16 protein-coding genes are annotated in these 18215 nt (G+C 42.5%); 10 read left to right on the forward strand and 6 right to left on the reverse strand.

What is annotated here, in order from left to right; all coding sequences use genetic code 11:
- The first annotated feature begins 270 nt into the window (after positions 1-270).
- Positions 271-1296, forward strand: coding sequence for an RluA family pseudouridine synthase (locus ACPEGP_RS10810; RefSeq protein ID WP_423813417.1), 1026 nt, complete (start codon positions 271-273; stop codon positions 1294-1296).
- A gap of 167 nt (positions 1297-1463) precedes the next feature.
- Positions 1464-2174: an HAD-IA family hydrolase gene (locus ACPEGP_RS10815; protein ID WP_423813418.1), complete on the forward strand. Its 711-nt coding sequence runs from the start codon at positions 1464-1466 to the stop codon at positions 2172-2174.
- Between the two features lie 186 nt (positions 2175-2360).
- On the opposite strand, the gene yihA is transcribed toward ACPEGP_RS10815, so the two are convergent.
- Positions 2361-3116 (reverse strand): ribosome biogenesis GTP-binding protein YihA/YsxC, encoded by a 756-nt coding sequence (yihA, locus tag ACPEGP_RS10820; RefSeq protein WP_423813419.1) that lies wholly within the window; start codon positions 3114-3116, stop codon positions 2361-2363.
- Between the two features lie 396 nt (positions 3117-3512).
- On the opposite strand from yihA, the gene ACPEGP_RS10825 reads away from it, so the two are divergent.
- The 4 genes from ACPEGP_RS10825 (at position 3513) to ACPEGP_RS10840 (ending at position 6652) form a co-directional block, all read left to right on the forward strand.
- The gene (locus tag ACPEGP_RS10825; RefSeq protein ID WP_201590346.1) at positions 3513-3848 is read left to right on the forward strand and encodes a c-type cytochrome; all 336 of its coding nucleotides are present in this window, start codon (positions 3513-3515) and stop codon (positions 3846-3848) included.
- Positions 3849-4186: 338 nt separating this feature from the next.
- Positions 4187-4855: a c-type cytochrome gene (locus ACPEGP_RS10830; RefSeq protein ID WP_423813420.1), complete on the forward strand. Its 669-nt coding sequence runs from the start codon at positions 4187-4189 to the stop codon at positions 4853-4855.
- 271 nt (positions 4856-5126) lie between these two features.
- Positions 5127-6266, forward strand: a complete 1140-nt coding sequence (locus ACPEGP_RS10835) for a hypothetical protein (RefSeq protein WP_423813421.1) — start codon at positions 5127-5129, stop codon at positions 6264-6266.
- The gene (locus ACPEGP_RS10840; protein ID WP_423813422.1) at positions 6266-6652 is read left to right on the forward strand and encodes an RnfH family protein; all 387 of its coding nucleotides are present in this window, start codon (positions 6266-6268) and stop codon (positions 6650-6652) included. Before ACPEGP_RS10835 ends, ACPEGP_RS10840 begins: the two co-directional genes overlap by 1 nt.
- A 22-nt stretch (positions 6653-6674) precedes the next feature.
- On the opposite strand, the gene ACPEGP_RS10845 is transcribed toward ACPEGP_RS10840, so the two are convergent.
- A complete protein-coding gene (locus ACPEGP_RS10845; RefSeq protein WP_144297409.1) occupies positions 6675-7094 on the reverse strand; it encodes an outer membrane protein assembly factor BamE in 420 nt (139 codons plus the stop codon).
- Positions 7095-7407: 313 nt separating this feature from the next.
- Between ACPEGP_RS10845 and fur the strand changes: the two genes are divergently transcribed.
- The gene (gene fur / locus ACPEGP_RS10850) at positions 7408-7842 is read left to right on the forward strand and encodes a ferric iron uptake transcriptional regulator (RefSeq protein ID WP_068406404.1); all 435 of its coding nucleotides are present in this window, start codon (positions 7408-7410) and stop codon (positions 7840-7842) included.
- A 126-nt stretch (positions 7843-7968) separates the two neighbouring features.
- Here fur and ACPEGP_RS10855 read toward each other — a convergent pair whose 3' ends face one another.
- Entirely contained in the window at positions 7969-9090 is a 1122-nt protein-coding gene (locus ACPEGP_RS10855) for a PilT/PilU family type 4a pilus ATPase (protein ID WP_200662538.1), read from the reverse strand.
- A 166-nt stretch (positions 9091-9256) separates the two neighbouring features.
- Positions 9257-10312 (reverse strand): type IV pilus twitching motility protein PilT, encoded by a 1056-nt coding sequence (locus ACPEGP_RS10860; RefSeq protein WP_423813423.1) that lies wholly within the window; start codon positions 10310-10312, stop codon positions 9257-9259.
- A gap of 354 nt (positions 10313-10666) precedes the next feature.
- On the opposite strand from ACPEGP_RS10860, the gene ACPEGP_RS10865 reads away from it, so the two are divergent.
- Positions 10667-11431, forward strand: a complete 765-nt coding sequence (locus ACPEGP_RS10865; protein WP_423813424.1) for a YggS family pyridoxal phosphate-dependent enzyme — start codon at positions 10667-10669, stop codon at positions 11429-11431.
- 92 nt (positions 11432-11523) lie between these two features.
- On the opposite strand, the gene ACPEGP_RS10870 is transcribed toward ACPEGP_RS10865, so the two are convergent.
- Positions 11524-12801: a hemolysin family protein gene (locus ACPEGP_RS10870; RefSeq protein WP_198328760.1), complete on the reverse strand. Its 1278-nt coding sequence runs from the start codon at positions 12799-12801 to the stop codon at positions 11524-11526.
- 295 nt (positions 12802-13096) lie between these two features.
- Positions 13097-14800, reverse strand: a complete 1704-nt coding sequence (locus ACPEGP_RS10875; RefSeq protein WP_423813425.1) for an NAD+ synthase — start codon at positions 14798-14800, stop codon at positions 13097-13099.
- A 956-nt stretch (positions 14801-15756) separates the two neighbouring features.
- On the opposite strand from ACPEGP_RS10875, the gene ACPEGP_RS10880 reads away from it, so the two are divergent.
- On the forward strand, positions 15757-16911 hold the full coding sequence (locus ACPEGP_RS10880) for an AI-2E family transporter (protein ID WP_423813426.1): 1155 nt from the start codon (positions 15757-15759) through the stop codon (positions 16909-16911).
- Positions 16912-17061: 150 nt separating this feature from the next.
- Complete coding sequence (locus tag ACPEGP_RS10885) at positions 17062-18174, forward strand: 4-phosphoerythronate dehydrogenase (RefSeq protein WP_423814279.1); 1113 nt, start codon at positions 17062-17064, stop codon at positions 18172-18174.
- The last annotated feature ends 41 nt before the right edge of the window (positions 18175-18215 follow it).

The raw sequence follows: 18215 nt of genomic DNA on the forward strand, positions 1-18215 counted from the left end.
GGTACTGATACATCCTATATATAGATAATTATCAGCGTTGTTCTTACAATTTATGGGGCATTATAGGGTATATCAAGGGATATAACACCCTTAAAATCAGATGAAACGCACAAGTTTGGCAACCTTTATAACTGCCATCGCCTGACTAACCAGGAGTAGCAACGGCGCAATATTGTCTGTAACAACAAGGAATTATTGTCGCAGCCTCTGCTTAATTGGCGCTCAACATGCTAAACTATAGCAAATCTTTGTGTAAATACCTAACTAAAAATGACAAACTCAAAAATGCCAACCGAACAGCCTATCCATGAAGCGCCCGCTATCTTTAATAGCAAAACGCGCCCGCAAAGTGCCGATGACGAAATCAGTAACTTTGAAAAGGTCAATTACCTTGAAGTCACGCGCCATCAGCACGACCAGCGTTTGGATAACTTTTTACTTAATCGCCTAAAAGGTTTGCCGAAATCCCACATCTACAAGATGATTCGCTCAGATGAAGTGCGCGTTAATAATAAACGCTGTAAAGCGCATGACAGATTGCAGCGCGAAGACGTGGTGCGTATTGCGCCTGTACAGCTCGCGACCCGTGACAAACCGATTATCAGCGCTGAATTTGCCAATAGCTTATTGGCGCGGGTAGTCTACGAAGATGAGGGTCTAATCGTACTTAATAAGCCTGCTGGTATTGCTGTGCATGGCGGTAGTGGTTTAGATTTTGGCGTTATCGAGGCCATGCGCGAAGTGACAGGTAAAAAGTATCTCGAGCTGATTCATCGTATCGATAAAGATACTTCAGGTCTACTGATGATTTCTAAAAAGCGCTCAACGTTGAAAGTGCTCCAGCAGCATCTTGTCGATAGAACCATCCAAAAGCATTATCTTTGCCTAGCGAAAGGTCAACCTGCGCTCAATGAGCAGCGTATCGACGCGCCTTTACTGCGCTATACGCTGGCTAGCGGTGAGCGCCGCGTAAAAGTAGATGCGCAAGACCCACAAGCCAAAGAAAGCCAGACCGATATCATTGTGCGTGGCCGCTTTACGCTGAACGACCAGCCAGTGAGCCTGCTTGAAGCAAAACCTTTGACCGGTCGCACCCATCAAATTCGCGTACATTTGGCGCATATCGGCCATGCTATATTAGGTGACGATAAATACAATGTGCATGACAAATCGGGCGTGCATCGTTTGTGTTTACATGCGTGGCGCTTGGATATTCCTGGCTATGAAACCATTACCGCGCCATTACCAGATGAGATGAAAGATTGGTTACCAGCAGATATGCAGCTGCCTGAATAAGTTTTAAAAATCTCTTTTTAAAGGCTGTTTAAAGACTGATAGTCAATGCAGTTTTGAAATGACTATTTAACACAATCGTCGCAGTTGCTTATTTGCGCATACATTCGCTAAATAAGGACCTGTGACATTTTTATATTTGCCATTTGTTATTTGTAAAGGGTTAGTCCATGACAGCATCTAGCGCTAACAAAACAGCGCCAACCAATACTTCTGAATTAGCAGCTGAGCATCATTTAGCTGATAAAACGCTGATTATTTTTGATTGGGATGGTACCTTGATGGATTCGATTGGCCTAATCGTTGAGTCGATGCATGTAGCAGGCGAGGCGCATGGCTTTACGACTACCGATCAGGCCGTCAAAGACATTATTGGGCTAAGCTTAATGCACGGCATTGAGATTTTATATCCGCAAGCAAGCGATACGCAAAAGCTTGCCATTCAGCAAAGCTATGCGGATTATTATATTCCGAACAGCCATCGTACGCCGTTTTTTATGCCGATAGACGAAATGCTCCTGACGTTAAAGCAGCAAGATAAACAGCTTGCGGTCGCTACCGGCAAAAAAAGAAAGGGGCTAGATCGAGTATTAGAGGCTTCTGCTAGCCATCACTATTTTACCATCACGCGCTGTGCTGATGAATCCGGCTCCAAACCTGATCCGCAAATGCTGAGCGATATCTTAGACTACACCAAGCAGTCAATCTCGCAGGCAGTATTTATCGGTGACAGTATCTACGATATACAAATGGCCAATCGTTTGGGCATGACCAGTATTGCGGTCAATTATGGCACAGCGTCAAGCAGCGAGCTTGCTGCCGAGCAGCCAACTTATCAAGTGGACACGCCGCAAGAATTAGTGGCATTGTTATGTGCATAAATTAAGTGCTTAACCAAAACCTCATTTAATCTTAACAAATAGATTTTTCAAAAAATACCCATAAAAGAAGGGTTTATCGTTATAAATGATAAACTCTTCTTAATTTCTGCTTAGCGTTTGCAAAAGCGGCGGTCTTTAAATCAGGTTAGCCTTTAAATAAGCCTCTAAATCATCAAATACGATAATTTATTCAGTACCTTTTTGCTTATCAGCGCTTTGGTCGCTAGTTTCTATTCTATTTTCTTGGTTTTCAATAACAGACGCTTCAGCATTTTTATCCTCCTTGGCCTGATATTGATACCAATTACCCATGACGCCTGCCAGCTCATCAAGACCTTCTTTTCTTAATGCGGAAAACAACTGTATCGTGCAGTCTAAACCCAACTGCTTAAGTCTTTTACGGGTATTAAGCAGGGCAGTTTTAGATGCGCCATATTTAAGCTTATCGGCTTTGGTGAGCAAAATATGCACGGGTAACTCGCCATCTTTTGCCCAATGTAGCATTTGCTCATCAAAGAACTTAAGCGGATGACGGATATCGGTCATCAGTACCAAACCTGCTAGACTTGAGCGCGATACCAGATATTCTTCAAGCTCAACCTGCCATTCTTTTTTCATCTCAAGTGGCACCGCCGCGTAACCATAACCCGGCAAATCAACCAAACGCGTATCGGTATCGCCGATACTAAAAAAGTTAATCATTTGCGTACGCCCAGGCGTTTTAGACGAACGTGCCAGTTGGCGCTGATTGGTTAGGGCGTTGATAGCGGACGACTTTCCCGCGTTCGAGCGACCAGCAAAAGCGACTTCAAGCCCAACATCGGGCGGACAAAGACGAAAAGTCGGCGCGGACGTCATAAATTCAGTTTGCTGAATGCGCTGACGGGCTTTGGTATTAAAATCCGCATGTTCGGCGGTGACATCTTTAAACGGGGTACTCATAAATGACTCATTAATCTTAAAAAATTAGATACAGTAGTGAAAAGTTTGTGAATAAAATAGGGCAGTAAGCAAAGCCAAAAATAGGTGAGCGGCAAAAGTAGGCCGTTAATAACATGAGCATTTTAGGATAACGCCTATTCTATACTATTATAGCGCTTAGTTATTGAAATAAAGGCAATTACCCTCATATTAATGACAACATAACCATAAATAAAATCGTGTTTGAGCCCCGATTTTTATTTAAATAAACGTTGTTAACAAAGCTAAACCATATTTATATATATTAATATGACATATATTGTTACAATATTTAGTCAGATAAAGTGGATGACAATTGCACAATAAACGCTTAATAAAATCATGGATTAAGCAAACGAAAAAGATACGAGGTGTCTTATGTTTTCAATCACCGACATTTTTGCCAAAAGCTATCGTTTCTTAGCTGCCAGTAGTGCTGCTTTAATCATTGGTATGGCGACGATCAGTAGTGCAGGCGCCGCCGATATTGCAACATCCTATAATAACTCATGTGCCGCCTGTCACGATAGTGGCGCACTCAATGCGATTAAAAAAGGCGATAGTGCCAAATGGCAACAGCTTATCAAACAAAAAGGTATGCCAGCGTTGGTTAAGTCTGTCAAAAATGGCATGATTCAAATGCCAGCGGGTGGCTTATGCCAAAACTGTAGTGATGAGGATTATCGCAAGCTTATCGAGTATATGAGCAAGTAATAAGCAAGCGTTTAAAGCTCAAATAACTGTCGAGATAAACGATATGGGGCGCTAGGTTAACAAACCTATTGCGCTTTTTGTTTTTTTTATTAAGTGAATAAATGTCGAACCGCCAGAAAAAATAACCAATGCTACGATTAAGTAGGCAAATAGTAAAAAGTCTTGCTATAATAATCCAAAATAAACCCTGATATTAGTAAGTACTTTCGGGCTGCTTGTGATAAAGACCGCGTAATACATAGCGTAGCTGATCGGATGCTATCTTTGTAGTGGGTGCGGCTTTTGATAATGCAATCACTCTAAATAATGCTTACGTCGAGTTAGTAGGATTTGTATCAATGAAAAAGTTAATCGCTGCCGCCAGCTTATGTGTTGCAAGTTTCAGCGTACAAGCTGCTATTATTGTTCCTGAACATGACGTCAATGCAGGTAAGCAAATTGCAGAAACCGTTTGTGCGGCTTGTCATGGTGTTGATGGTGTCAGTCCTGTGCCAGCACAGCCAAATCTTGGCGGTCAAAACGTAAAGTACTTATATAAGCAGTTGGTCGATTTTAAATCAGGCTACCGTAAAAACGGTATCATGCAATCACAAGTTGCCAATTTGTCTCAGCAAGATTTAGCCAACGTCGCAGGCTATTATGCCAGCCAAAAACCTTGGGGCGTCGCATTTGGTAATCCTGCCACTACGCAAGAAGCAACTAAGCTGTTTTTAGGTGGTGATAAATCACGTGGCGTTATCGGTTGTGCAGGCTGTCATGGTCCAGATGCGGCGGGTAACGTTTGGGCTGCATTTCCGCGTTTAGGCGGACAGCACGCTGAATATATTTCCACTCAGCTAAAGCTTTTCCGTGCTGCTGGTCGTGTTGATGATATCGATAGCGATGAGCAAAAACGTGTTAACGATGCGGAAAAAGAAGGCGAGATGGGTATGATGCAGATGGTTGCGGCAAAACTGTCTGATCGCGATATTCGTATCTTGTCAGATTATGTGAGCGCGATTCACTAATTGGCTACCTATATAGCGGCTCGCACTTTGACGCGCTTAGTGAGATTATATAATAAGTGAAACAATTTGCTGCCGCCGTTATGATTTAGCTCTTAAACCCCGATTTCGGGGTTTTTTTATAACTATTTGTCCTTATATAATTTGCATAAGCTTTGATAACCCTTATAACAATTAAGCGGCTTTCATATGACGCTATCATAGAAAATATAGATGTCTATCAGTACTTTATAGCCTTAACTATTATTCACTTTGAATCGCTTGGATTTAGATTATGATGATTCGCTACGCTTCTTACTTTATCGCCGCGCTGCTACCGCTATTGTTATTTCGCTGGTTTGCACCTGCATCTATAGGCGAGATTGACTTTTGGTTGCTGTGGCTTGTGGCGATGGTATTGGTTTCGCTGCCCGTCGTTTATGCAGAAATTGCTTTGGCTTATCGTAGTGCTGAAGCACCTCTGGCAGGTATGCAAAAGCTCACACGCGAAGCCGATGTCAGCACCTTTTGGCGCAGTTTTGGCTGGCTCGCGTCACTGGTTTCTGTCCTCATTGCTGCGCTTGTCATATCGGGAGCAAGCACCGGCATTTTAGCCGCTTTGACGGAGCTCAACAGCGTACCTAATGTACCAAGCTTTGCTATTGCGGCAGGATTAATGGTCATTGCCGTCTTATTAAGCTTACTCGGCGTGGCGCCGTTACCAATTGGCTTAGGTTTAATGTTGATCGGTTTATTATTGGGTGTTGCCAACGGTCTGCCAAATATCGCTTTTGCCATGACTGATGTCAGCTTAAGTGAATGGGCGCGCGCCGTGGCGTTGGCATTAGTGAGCGTCGGTGCGGGTACAGGTTTATACTGGTTTGGTCAAAACTTAATTAGCAAGCAAACGGTCACGGCAGTAGGGACTGATAATCACAATGCGCAAACCACTCGTAATAGTGCCGCGCCAGCATATCGCGCAACCAAGTTGGTTCTACCGATTTGGGTATTACAGCTAGTCGTTGGTGTGGTCGCTTTATTCATCAGCGGCATGGCGCTAACACCGATTGGGCAGCTATCGTATTGGATCGGTGTCGTATTTGTGGCCAGCTATTTATTACATTATAGCTCTCAGCAATTGGCGCATAAATTTGGTTTGCTAGTCAGCGTGGTATTAACGTTTGTGCTAGCGCTATTGTTAGTCGTCGCCATACCGACCAATTGGCTAGTCGGTATTTTGGTGATTATCAGTAGTATCGCCGTGCTCTTATTGTCCGTTTTTGCTGGTTGGCAGATGAAAATCAGCCATTTGCGTAAGTCTTTAAACTTTGACAATGAAGCTTTTTATAACTTGTGGCGGGTGGCGATACGCCTTATTGTGCCGCTGGCGTTACTGTTAGCGTTAATCGGTTGGGTGATGCAGTGGTTAAGCTGATGACCGCTGCTAACCATAGTACAGCTGATAAAGATGAAGTTAACGTTAACCCAGCTCAGGCTGAGCAGAGTGATTTGATAACAGTATATCTGGCGTATGCAGAAGAGGCGTCGCGCCAGCATTACCAAACTGTTCAAGTCAGTCAGGGCACAACTTTGTATGAGGCCTTGGCTCAGGCAGGTTGGCTAAAACAGTTTGAAGAGCTAGCAAGCTGGTGTGAACAGGTTGCCAATACGACAACGCCAACGGCTAAGCGTTGGCATGTGGGAGTATATGCGCAAAAGCAGCCGCTCAATTATATATTGCAGCCGTCTGATCGGGTAGAGGTATATCGCAGCTTAAGCGCTGATCCCATGTCTCAGCGCAAAAATAAATCTCGCGGTTAGTTTTTAGAAATTTCTATCAGACTTATGATGCAGGCAGGCTATCGATACCTTCAATGCGGGTCACTATACCGTTATCGTCGAAATAAACAATCAAATGCTGGCTGGCATTTTTGACATCGGCGATACCTTTACGGCGACCTTCTGTTCCGGCTTTATAGTCGTAAATGTAGTCCCAGCGTTTTGGCGCGAGCGTGTCTCTGATTGCTGGGCTACCAAGAATATAAAGCACCTGATTTTGATTCATACCTACTTGCACTTTTTGCGCTTGCGCTTGGGTAATGGCAGTGCCTTGGGGCAAGTCAATTTTATAGACACTCAGTAATGAGCAGCCAGACATAGCCACAGTGGCACTGAGCATAGTCGTCATGGTAATCTTGCGTAAGGCGTTTGTAGAGCTTAACGAACGAAAATTAAAGGTCTTTATCATGGTAAGATGACTCATAAAAAATGGGTTAGGCGCTGCTAAAAACCGATAATGGGGGTCTTGCAGGCAATCTTGCACAAATGATACGTCATTTACTTGCAATTGCCTACCACTTACGACATTATTTACCAAGCGCTATCTTACCGCCTTTATTATTTATATTTTAAATTCAAACACTTGGCAGCGATTTTTCACAAAAAAATGCTCTGAATAATCGCTCATTTTTTATTGTTTTTATATTTTATCAGCACTTATTATTAACTATTGATGTTTATTTAACTCCTGTTTTTTGAATTCATTTGCTAAGACTTTCATAGTCAGAAGGGATATTATGGCTTCTTTTACCAATCAAGATTTACGTAAAGCGGGTTTAAAAGTAACGTTACCACGTATCAAAATTTTAGAGCTGCTTGAAAGTGCAGAGCTGCATCATATGAGTGCTGAAGAGGTATATAAAGCACTGATTGATCAAGGCGAAGATGTGGGACTGGCAACCGTTTATCGCGTATTAACCCAGTTTGAGCAAGCCGGTATCGTTGAGCGCCATAACTTTGAAAACAATTTATCAGTGTTTGAGATTACTCAAGAAGAGCATCATGACCATCTGGTTTGTGATGTGTGCGGCAAAATCGTCGAGTTCCATAACAAAACCATTGAAGAAGAGCAGACCAAAGTAGCGGCAGAGCATGGCTTTAAGCTATCTGGTCATTCTTTGGTGCTATACGGTATTTGTGATAATCAAGCTTGTCGAGACAACGCTAAGTAAGCGTTTGGGAAATTGATTATCTGATATTGATAATCTCTAAAAAACTGTTAATTTAAAAACTATAAAAAAGCCCTCACATTCGATGAGGGCTTTTTTATGGGAAAATTCTAGGTAAGTAGTGCCATATTAAGTGATGTCTAACGATAAACTATCGGCACCTTCATCTAGGTTGACGTTGCCATTTTTACCACTTAACTTAATCTTTAAGCGTAAATCGTTAGGGGAGTCAGCGTGCAGAATGGCTTCTTTATAAGTGATTTCACCATTTTCATATAAATCAAACAGCGCTTGGTCAAAGGTTTGCATGCCGCTATCACGTGAGCGCGTCATCACATCTTTGATTTCGTGCACCTCGCCTTTACGGATATAGTCGCTGATCAGCTGTGAGTTTAAGAGAATCTCAATAGCAGCGCGGCGTCCTTTACCATCAGGCGTTGGAATCAATTGCTGAGCAATAATAGCTTGCAAGTTCAAGGACAAATCCATAAACAACTGATTATGGCGACTGGTTTCAAAAAAGTGAATGATACGGTCAATCGCTTGGTTGGCGTTATTGGCGTGTAAAGTTGCAAAGACCAAATGCCCCGTTTCAGCGTATTGAATCGCGTAGCTCATAACCTCGCGGTTACGAATCTCACCAATCAAAATCACATCAGGCGCTTGGCGCAAGGTGTTTTTAAGACCTGCCTCAAAAGAATGGGTGTCGATACCAACTTCGCGCTGGGTAATGATACAACCGCGGTGCTTATGCACAAACTCAATCGGATCTTCGATGGTAATAATATGACCGTGTGAATTCTGGTTACGATGGCCAATCATCGCCGCAAGGGTAGTTGATTTACCCGTACCTGTCGCGCCAACGAGTAAGATAATACCGCGCTTTTTCATGGCCAGCTCTTTTAGCGCTGGGGGCAGGCGCAGCTCTTCAACGGTCGGGATTTTATTTTCGATTTTCCGTAAAATCATCCCTGCCATGTCGCGCTGAATAAAAGCACTTACCCGAAAGCGCGCTTGCTGCGCTTGATCTGAAATCGCAAATTGACACTCGTTGGTTTCGTCAAATTCTTTTTGCTGGCTTGGGGTCATCACCCCTTTGACCAATCTCATGGTCTGCTCAGCGGTTAACGGCGTTTTACCCACCGGCAAGATTTTGCCATTGATTTTCATGGACGGCGCGACATCAGCAGTAATAAAAAGGTCAGAGCCGTTTTTATTAATCATTAATTGTAAAAGCTTATCAATGTCCATAACGTACCTACATTTGGAATATATAGTTTAAAACTGCTGCAATAAACTTTTAAAGCGGGCAATAACAATCGTTGAAATAACTAAAGCTGAATAAAAGTTTTTGATCATTTATCTATAACTTTAACAAAAATTTATGTTAAAGATTTTAATACTATGTAAACCCATACTAAATAAAGGCTTCAGGCTGCTTAGCATAAGGGCGAGCGACATCTTTACTGATTGTGCCTTTTGAAACCAAGTTTTTAAGCGTTTGATCAAGAGTAATCATGCCTTCACCAGCACCTGTTTGAATAGCAGAATACATCTGCGCGATTTTATTCTCACGTATCAAGTTACGAATCGCAGGCGTGCCCAGCATGATTTCATGAGCAGCAATACGTCCGCCGGTTTGCCGACGTAGTAGCGTTTGTGAGATGACCGCTTGTAGCGACTCTGAGAGCATCGCCCGTATCATATCTTTTTCGGCTGCAGGGAAGACGTCAATCACGCGGTCAATGGTTTTGGCAGCAGAGCTGGTGTGCAAGGTGCCAAAGACCAAATGCCCTGTTTCAGCGGCGGTCAATGCCAAGCGAATGGTCTCAAGGTCACGTAACTCACCAACCAGGATAACGTCTGGATCCTCACGTAGGGCAGAGCGCAATGCTGGCTCGAAACCTAAGGTATCGCGGTGGACTTCACGTTGGTTAATCAAGCTCTTTTTAGACTCGTGGACAAATTCAATCGGGTCTTCAATGGTTAAAATATGCTCTTTACGGGTTTCATTGATATAATCGATCATGGCAGCAAGCGTGGTAGATTTCCCTGAACCCGTTGGACCTGTGACCAGTACCACACCGCGTTTAAAGTCAGATACTCGTTTAAAGACGTCACCCATACCTAAGTCTTCCATAGTAAGAACTTTAGAAGGAATGGTCCGAAAAACAGCGCCAGCGCCGCGGTTCTGGTTAAAGGCATTGACACGAAAACGTGCTAGATTTGGAATCTCAAAAGAGAAGTCGGTCTCAAAAAACTCTTCAAAGTCAGCGCGTTGCTTATCATTCATGATGTCATAAATAAGCTGATGCACCACTTGATGCGTCATTTCAGGCATATTAATACGGGTCATCTCACCATCGACACGAATCATCGCTGGCATACCGGCTGAAATATGTAAATCCGACGCTTTGTGCTTAACCGTAAAGCGCAACAAGTCTTCGATGTTTAAATTATTCTGCTCAGCCATAATTGGATATTCCTATCAATGAATAAAAATGAGCCAAAAAGTGCGTAGAATGGATAACGAACTTTCATTCTAAAACGCCCTTTTAGTCAATCATCTTAAAATGTGGCGATCTTCTTTGTTACGATTAGTAATTTTTTCGATAGCATATGTTAGACCACGTAACAATATGATAACAAGCCTGCTGCTATTTAACCATCTACTATATGCACAAAATGTAAAAATAGTCCGAATATTTGTTGTTTCGTTAATAGGACGTTAATACTAGCTTCCTCTCGGAATATCCATTACTTAAATTCATATTTCCTTTTATTGATAATTCTTAAAATAATCCCCTAATATTTCTGTGAGTTTTTTATGAACACTACCTCTACACCACAAAACAACGCTACGAGTTTACCTAGTGAAAAAAATAATGAAGATGATTTTGAGGCGGCAGAATTGGTTGAAAATTGGCAGCAAGTAAACGAGCAGGTGGCGCAAGCGTCTGTACAAGCGCAAAGACAAAAAGACGAGATCACTTTATTAGCAGTGTCTAAAACCAAACCTGCTAAGATGATTGCGACGTTAGCGCGTCAAGGGCAGCATGATTTTGGTGAAAATTATTTGCAAGAGGCTATTGAGAAAATACAAGCTTTACGACAACAGCCAGACTGTGAACACATCGTTTGGCATTATATTGGCAGTATTCAGCGTAATAAAACCCGTGATATTGCAGAGCATTTTGATTGGGTGCAAACGCTTGAACGTGAGATTATCGCCAAACGTTTACATGAGCAGCGCCCAGCCGAGCTGCCAGCGCTTAATGTGTTGATACAAGTTAATATTGATAATGAAGACAGTAAGTCAGGATGTTTGCCAGCTGAGCTGCCAGACTTGATAAGCGCGATTAAAGAGTACGAGCGCTTGCAATTGCGCGGGCTGATGATTATTCCCGCAAAAGCCAATACTGATGCTTTTGTTCGCATCAAGCAGTTATTTGATAGTATCAAGCGAGAATATCCGGAATTAAAGCAGTGGGATACGCTGAGTATGGGCATGAGTGACGATATGAGCGCCGCGATTGCCAATGGTTCTACGATGGTACGCGTCGGCACGGCGATATTTGGGGCGCGTACCTGATTTCTGTATTCTTATTAAACCCATTAATTGAGAGTTAAACTCTCTAAATTTATACGGTTATTTATCGTGAAGTGCACTTTAAAATGCAGCCTTTATAAAACTTTTTCTTCAAGTTTAGTGACGAGTAGCTGGGTAATTTTCAGATTGTCAGTCGCGATAATCTCAAAGCGATAGTTGGCGTATTCGATAGTATCGGTTTTCTTAGGAATTTTGCGCAGCATATACATCATAAAGCCGCTGATGGTTTCATAATTTTGACTGCGCGGTAAATTAACGATATCGAGCGCGCGAACCACATCTTCAATGGGCGTCATGCCATCGATAAGCCAAGAGTTATCGGTGCGCTGTACGATAGGCTGCTCCTCAACTGTGACCAGCTCGCCCATGACAATACTCATTACATCACGCAGGGTAATGACACCAACCACCAAGCCATATTCATTGACGATCACGGCAAAGTCAGCGCCGGTTGATTTAAACATCTCTAACACTTCAAACAAAGACAAGGTATCAGGTACAAATAATGCCGGTTTTAATAGCGCTTTATCGGTTAGGCTAACTTCTTGCTGATTGAGCACCAAAGCTAGAAAGCTGCGCGATTCTACATAGCCGATAATTTGCTCTAAATCGTCTTCCTCGCAGACCAAAAACTTATTGTGTGGCTGGGCAATCATTACCTCAACCACTTCTTCGGTGCTAGTCTTGCTATCAAAATAGACGATATGCTCACGCGGATTCATGACCGAAGTAACGGTACGTTCTTGCATCTCAAAGATATTTTCAATCAAATGATGTTCTTGTTTTTTGATTACCCCAGCTTCGGCGCCCGCGTCCATCACCGCATAAATGTCTTCTGGCGTCATGTCATCTTGGCGCGTGGTTGAGATACTAAAAAATTCAAAAATCAGGTTTGCTGCGCCATCAAAGACCCAAATAACGGGCTTAAAAATAAATGTCAGCGCCATCATAGGGCGTACCAGCCGCACTGCAAAAACTTCTGCATTAGACATCGCCAAACGTCTGGGCATCAAATCGGCAAGTAGGGAAAATAAGCTGGTAATCACGACAAATGAGATAACCGATGACACCGCTTCATTCTTGACTAGCAGTTGTAAATACGGGCTAATCGCCGACTCACCAACCGCACCTGCTGAGATAGCGACGGCATTAAGCACGACTTGCACCACCGTAATAAATCCGCCAGGATTTTCTTGCATATGCAAAACATCAAGGGCGCGGACTTCGCCTTCTTTTGCCATGATTTGCAGCTTAATCTTGCGACCAGCAGCGATAGCAATTTCTGCCCCAGAAACAAAGGCACTCAAAGCCAGTAATAATAAAAGAAAGATACTAGCGGTTAGCAAACTCATGACGGACTCGGATAACGATAGGTAGGGTAGTTAAATTGAGAGTAGTTGAAATATAGAAAAGTAGAGAACTGGGTTTAATTATTTATTCAAAGAGTCTTATATAAAGAAAAATTTATCAATAAAAACTAAAAAAGCTGGGTAAGTACCCAGCTTATTATAAAATTTTCTGATTATATTATATCAAATTATATAGAAACGTAAAGTTATTCAACCTTTTAGCCTCTATTTAAAGAATAGTGTATTCAGACTACAGAGACATCTAAAAGATTGAAATAGCAACTTTAGTCGTTGACGCTTAGCCTTTTATCGACCATTTATTGACTAAAGGAAAACGGCGTTCACGGCCAAAGGCTTTATGGCTGATTTTAGTCCCAATCGGCGCTTGAGCACGTTTGAATTCGCTATTATCAACCATTTTAATCACCTTAGCGACCAAATCGGCATCAAATCCTTTATCGACAATATCTTGATAGCCCATATCTTCGTCGATATACGACATCAAAATTCCATCTAGCACATCATAGTCTGGCAAGCTGTCTTGGTCTTCTTGATCAGGACGTAGCTCAGCAGATGGCGGACGTATGATAACGCGCTCAGGAATAACTGGCGTGTCTTCTAAGCGGTTGCGGTAGCTGGCAAGCTTATAAACTTGCGTTTTATAAACGTCTTTTAGTACGTCAAAACCACCTGCCATATCACCGTATAAAGTCGAGTAACCAACTGCTAGCTCTGATTTATTACCTGTGGTGATGACTAAATGCCCAAATTTATTAGACAAGGCCATTAGTACCACACCGCGTGCGCGCGCTTGGATATTTTCTTCGGTGGTATCAGCAGGCGATTTGTTAAATAATGGCGCTAAAGTATGACGTATGCCTTCAACGGCGTCAAAAATCGGGCAAACCGTATAAGAAACGTTTAAGCGGCGGGCTTGCGCTTGCGCGTCCTCTAAACTGATTTGAGAAGTATATTCGTACGGCATCATCACCGCATAGACTTTATCAGCACCCAGCGCATCGACAGCGATACATAAGGTTAACGCTGAGTCGATACCGCCTGACAAGCCAACGATAATACCAGTAAAACCCGAAAGATTGACATAATCACGTAGACCGACGACCAACGCTTGGTACATCTCCGACTCGCGGCTTAATGACAATGGCGCTTTTGTTTGCATATCGAATTTTGCGGTTTTTACGTCAAACGTCGTCAGCATGAGCTGATTCATAAAGCGCGACGCTTCATGAGCAACGCTGCCATCAGATTGGATGGCCATAGAGCCGCCGTCAAATACCAAATCATCCTGCCCGCCAACGGCATTAAGATAAATAATTGGCAGATTATTTTCGCGGCTACGTTTGGCGAGCATGGTTTTACGATTGTCTTGTTTTTCAATCTCAAACGGTGAGGCATTTAAGCAGGCCACAAGGTCAGCACCTTGTTTTTTAAGCTCAGCAATCGGACCTTTTTCCCACAAATCTTCGCAGATTAGCAGACCAATGGTAATGCCTTTATAGTCAAATAAGACTTGATTGCGACCTTTATCAAAATAACGACGCTCATCAAAAACGCCATAATTTGGTAAGATTTGCTTATGATAAAAGCCTTTTTGATGACCGTTATGCAAAATCGCCGCCGAGTTAAAGGTACCATGATGATCGACATGCGGATAGCCCACGATCATCACGATATCATCGATATCACTCAGGCTAGACAGCGCGCTTTTGACACGGCCAGATAGGCTAGGACGTAGCAGCAAATCTTGCGGAGGATAGCCTAATAAAGCAAGCTCTGGGAAAATGATGACATCAGCGCCTTGCTCACGGGCTTGTAGGGCAAGGGCGCGCATTTTTTCAGCATTGGCGGTGATATCGCCGACCAAAAAATGCGATTGTGCTAACGCAAAAGTAACGCTGTCTTGCGATTTAGAGCCTGTATTGGCCTCGTTTGACGAATTAAAGTTGGGATTGTCAGTATCTTTGGTGGTGTCTTTTGACATTGTTATTGTTCCTATCAATAGGTTGTGTAAATGTATTGAATCTAGCTGGGTTTTAAATAAAACCAAAGCAAAATAGGTTATGAAAGTAATGCAAAATATGAGTATGCACTTATGCCCCCATATCAAGGCTCATAAATCGTGAGCCTATGCTGAGCGCGGCACTTGGATAGCCATTAATACAATGAATATCGGTATTACTAAAATATGCGGCGCTGCTCTAAATGGTAGTGCTTAAAACCGCTTAGAATAGGGCAATCAATAAAGGTTTTCAGAAATAGTGTTAAAAACGCTAGGGCTGATTTTGCTATAAACCAATAACAGCAAACCTGCTTAACAGCGTTTAAATGTGCAAATTAATCCCTTTAGTATAACATCAATTGTCTGCACAAATAGAACTGCACAGTGATTTAGCGCGCAAGTTGTCAGCGTAGAAGTCATTAAAAAGCAAATAAATAACTATTGTTTTAAAGCAATGATTCTAATAAGGTGTTTTTGAAAGTACCTATTAATACTTAATAATATTGGTGCCGATAGCGTGCAGGTAATTGTAAGTAAAGATTACAACATAGCCTTATTTATTTGGTAGGCTTTGAGGCATAATAAGCCGTTATTATGTTTGGGCTTACTCTTCTAAATATAGAGAAATGGCAAGTTAAGAGCGATTTTATGAATCACAATTATTTTTATAGATGAATACTGTTTTTTATAACCAAATAACATGTTTATAAAAGCGCGCTATGGTACGGTAGCGCTATTATTAGACTTATTTTTCGCAATGATTTCGCCTAATTTATGAAGCAAATATCTCGCAAAGCTGACAACGTAGAATTTATAACGCAACACACTCGCTAAGGGATATAAATAATGGACGCGGTCTGTGATTTTTATCCACCTATTTATAAACGTTACAGCAGCGCCAAATTGGCTGTCTGCTGCCCGCTCTTGGTTTATACGCTATGATCGAAAACTGGACAAAAGAATTTATTATTCAGCGCTTATTGGCTATTACTTTGCTGGTGGTGCTGATTGTATTGTGCTTTCAAGTCGTACAGTTTTTTATTGTACCGGCACTGTGGGCAGCGATTTTGGCGTACGTCACCTTTCCTATTTATAATTTTTTTCATCAGCGCGTTCGCTTTAGCTCAAACTTTAGCGCCGCTATTATGACGGTCAGCATCACCTTGATGATTGGTCTGCCGCTCGTTGCTGGTATCTTTATCTTGCAGCAAGAAGCTTTAAGCCTGATTAGCAACTTAATTTATCGCATCAAGGTTGGCTATTTGGATGTGCCAGACTCTATCAAGGACTTACCCGTCATCGGACAGCAAGTTAAAGATGTATTGTGGAGAATTAATAAAAATCCAGAAGGCACGCTAGAGGCTTTTCGCCTGTGGGTGCAGTCGCATTTGTATTATGGCAAAGTCGCGTTCGATGTCGTTTTCAGTAGTCTTGCCAAAATGGGGATGGCGCTGATGACGCTGTTTTTCTTTTATCGCGATGGCACCAGTTTGGTACGTCAAATCCGCCAAGCCTTACGCAATATCATTGGTAATCGCATCGATGGTTATATTGATTCGGTCGGTACGACCACGCGCGCGGTAGTGTATGGCATTGGTTTGACCGCATTGGCTCAGGCTTTGCTCGCTGGTATTGGTTATTATTTCGCTGGTGCACCAAGTCCTATTCTACTGACCATTGTTACTTTTATTATCGCTTTAATTCCCTTTGGTACGCCATTTGTTTGGGGTGGGGTATCGATTTGGTTATTAAGCCAAGGTCATACTGTAGAAGGGATTGGTTTGGCGCTTTGGGGCATATTGGTTATCAGCTGGGTTGATAATCTTATACGTCCTATTGTGATCAGTGGCGCGACCAAAATTCCTTTTATTATTATTTTTATCGGGGTATTGGGCGGTCTGACGGCGTTTGGTTTTGTCGGCTTGTTTATCGGTCCTGTGGTATTGGCAATCGGCCTTGCGGTATGGCGTGAATGGATATCGCAGCATAAGAATGATTTATTTGCACAGCACGAAGATATGCTCGCTGACGCCCAGATGCACCCTAAAGTTACGGCACAAAATAAAGACGAAAATATCGTTTCTACGGATTAGGGCGTGTGCTTAATTTAAACAGCAATTTAAAAACTATTAAAACCAACCTATAAAAAATACACCTTGCTAATCCAGCAATCATTGATAATAAACCTTTAGAGATAGGGATAATTAAAAATGCCACATGCGAGCGCTGCAAATAATGAACATATGCGTCCTCTAACTATCATTGCTGATAGCAATATCGCTAGCCTTGATGAGTTTTTTAATGCGTCGACGCTTGGGCAATATAATAAACGACCAGTAAATATTATTAGCGTTGCTGGGCGCGCTATCAATGCCCAGTTGCTCGCAGAGTATCAGCCTGACGTACTGTTGATACGCTCGGTTACGCCAGTTGGCGAGCCGCTATTGGCAAACAATAATACCGTTCAATTTGTTGGTTCGGCGACGATTGGTACTGACCATGTCGATCAAACCTATTTGGCAGCGCGCAATATTACCTTTGCCAATGCCGCAGGCTGCAGTAAGCATTCGGTTGCGCAGTACGTATTGACCGCTATCTTAAATTTACGTCCACAATATTGGCAGAAATCGACGCCGCCCGCGACCTTGGGCATTATCGGACTGGGTAATATTGGTAGTACTCTTGTGGAGTACGCTCATGATTTAGGCTGGCAAGTATTGGGTTACGATCCGCTACTGCCTGCATCGACCATTAATAACGCCAGCTTTGAGCAAGTATTGAGCCAAAGTCATGTGATTAGCTTGCACGTGCCGTTGACCGATAAAAAACATGCCACTAATCCTACTGGTAGCGACTATCCAACTCGTTATTTAATTGATAAAGAAGCATTAGCTGCGATGCCAGCAGATACTTTGTTGATTAATAGCGCGCGTGGGCCGGTCATTAATGCCGATGATTTGCAGGCAGATATTGCCCGTACCGATCGCCAAGTGGTACTCGATGTATTTGAACATGAGCCTGAGATAGCAGCAAATTTATTATCTAAACTTGCGATTGCCACAGCACATATTGCTGGCTATACCTTGGAGGGTAAGCTACGCGGTACACAAATGATTTATGATGCGCTGTGTGAAAAATTAACAGTGGCCCCTGTGCAAACCATGCATAAATTGCTGCCACTCAATATGTTTTTATGGTCTGAGCTAAAGGCGCATCCAGATAGATTGGTGAAGTTTTATGACATCATGGCAGATGATGCCGCCCTACGAGATAAATTAATAAACGGACAAATAAGTGGCACTGATTTTGATCAATTGCGCCGAGATTATCATTTACGCCGCGAATGGCAGTTTTAAAAGACAACCAGCTTTAAAGATTAAAACTCCATTTCAAAGCC

The sequence above is a fragment of the Psychrobacter sp. 219-2-C genome, assembly GCF_049560815.1.
Taxonomy (GTDB): Bacteria; Pseudomonadota; Gammaproteobacteria; order Pseudomonadales; family Moraxellaceae; genus Psychrobacter; species Psychrobacter faecalis.

Bases quoted from the DNA above. Each gene is read 5' to 3' on its own strand.
- ACPEGP_RS10810 (WP_423813417.1), top strand. From the start codon at position 271: ATGACAAACTCAAAAATGCCAACCGAACAGCCTATCCATGAAGCGCCC.
- ACPEGP_RS10815 (WP_423813418.1), top strand. From the start codon at position 1,464: ATGACAGCATCTAGCGCTAACAAAACAGCGCCAACCAATACTTCTGAA.
- yihA (WP_423813419.1), bottom strand. From the start codon at position 3,116: ATGAGTACCCCGTTTAAAGATGTCACCGCCGAACATGCGGATTTTAAT.
- ACPEGP_RS10825 (WP_201590346.1), top strand. From the start codon at position 3,513: ATGTTTTCAATCACCGACATTTTTGCCAAAAGCTATCGTTTCTTAGCT.
- ACPEGP_RS10830 (WP_423813420.1), top strand. From the start codon at position 4,187: ATGAAAAAGTTAATCGCTGCCGCCAGCTTATGTGTTGCAAGTTTCAGC.
- ACPEGP_RS10835 (WP_423813421.1), top strand. From the start codon at position 5,127: ATGATGATTCGCTACGCTTCTTACTTTATCGCCGCGCTGCTACCGCTA.
- ACPEGP_RS10840 (WP_423813422.1), top strand. From the start codon at position 6,266: ATGACCGCTGCTAACCATAGTACAGCTGATAAAGATGAAGTTAACGTT.
- ACPEGP_RS10845 (WP_144297409.1), bottom strand. From the start codon at position 7,094: ATGAGTCATCTTACCATGATAAAGACCTTTAATTTTCGTTCGTTAAGC.
- fur (WP_068406404.1), top strand. From the start codon at position 7,408: ATGGCTTCTTTTACCAATCAAGATTTACGTAAAGCGGGTTTAAAAGTA.
- ACPEGP_RS10855 (WP_200662538.1), bottom strand. From the start codon at position 9,090: ATGGACATTGATAAGCTTTTACAATTAATGATTAATAAAAACGGCTCT.
- ACPEGP_RS10860 (WP_423813423.1), bottom strand. From the start codon at position 10,312: ATGGCTGAGCAGAATAATTTAAACATCGAAGACTTGTTGCGCTTTACG.
- ACPEGP_RS10865 (WP_423813424.1), top strand. From the start codon at position 10,667: ATGAACACTACCTCTACACCACAAAACAACGCTACGAGTTTACCTAGT.
- ACPEGP_RS10870 (WP_198328760.1), bottom strand. From the start codon at position 12,801: ATGAGTTTGCTAACCGCTAGTATCTTTCTTTTATTATTACTGGCTTTG.
- ACPEGP_RS10875 (WP_423813425.1), bottom strand. From the start codon at position 14,800: ATGTCAAAAGACACCACCAAAGATACTGACAATCCCAACTTTAATTCG.
- ACPEGP_RS10880 (WP_423813426.1), top strand. From the start codon at position 15,757: ATGATCGAAAACTGGACAAAAGAATTTATTATTCAGCGCTTATTGGCT.
- ACPEGP_RS10885 (WP_423814279.1), top strand. From the start codon at position 17,062: ATGCGTCCTCTAACTATCATTGCTGATAGCAATATCGCTAGCCTTGAT.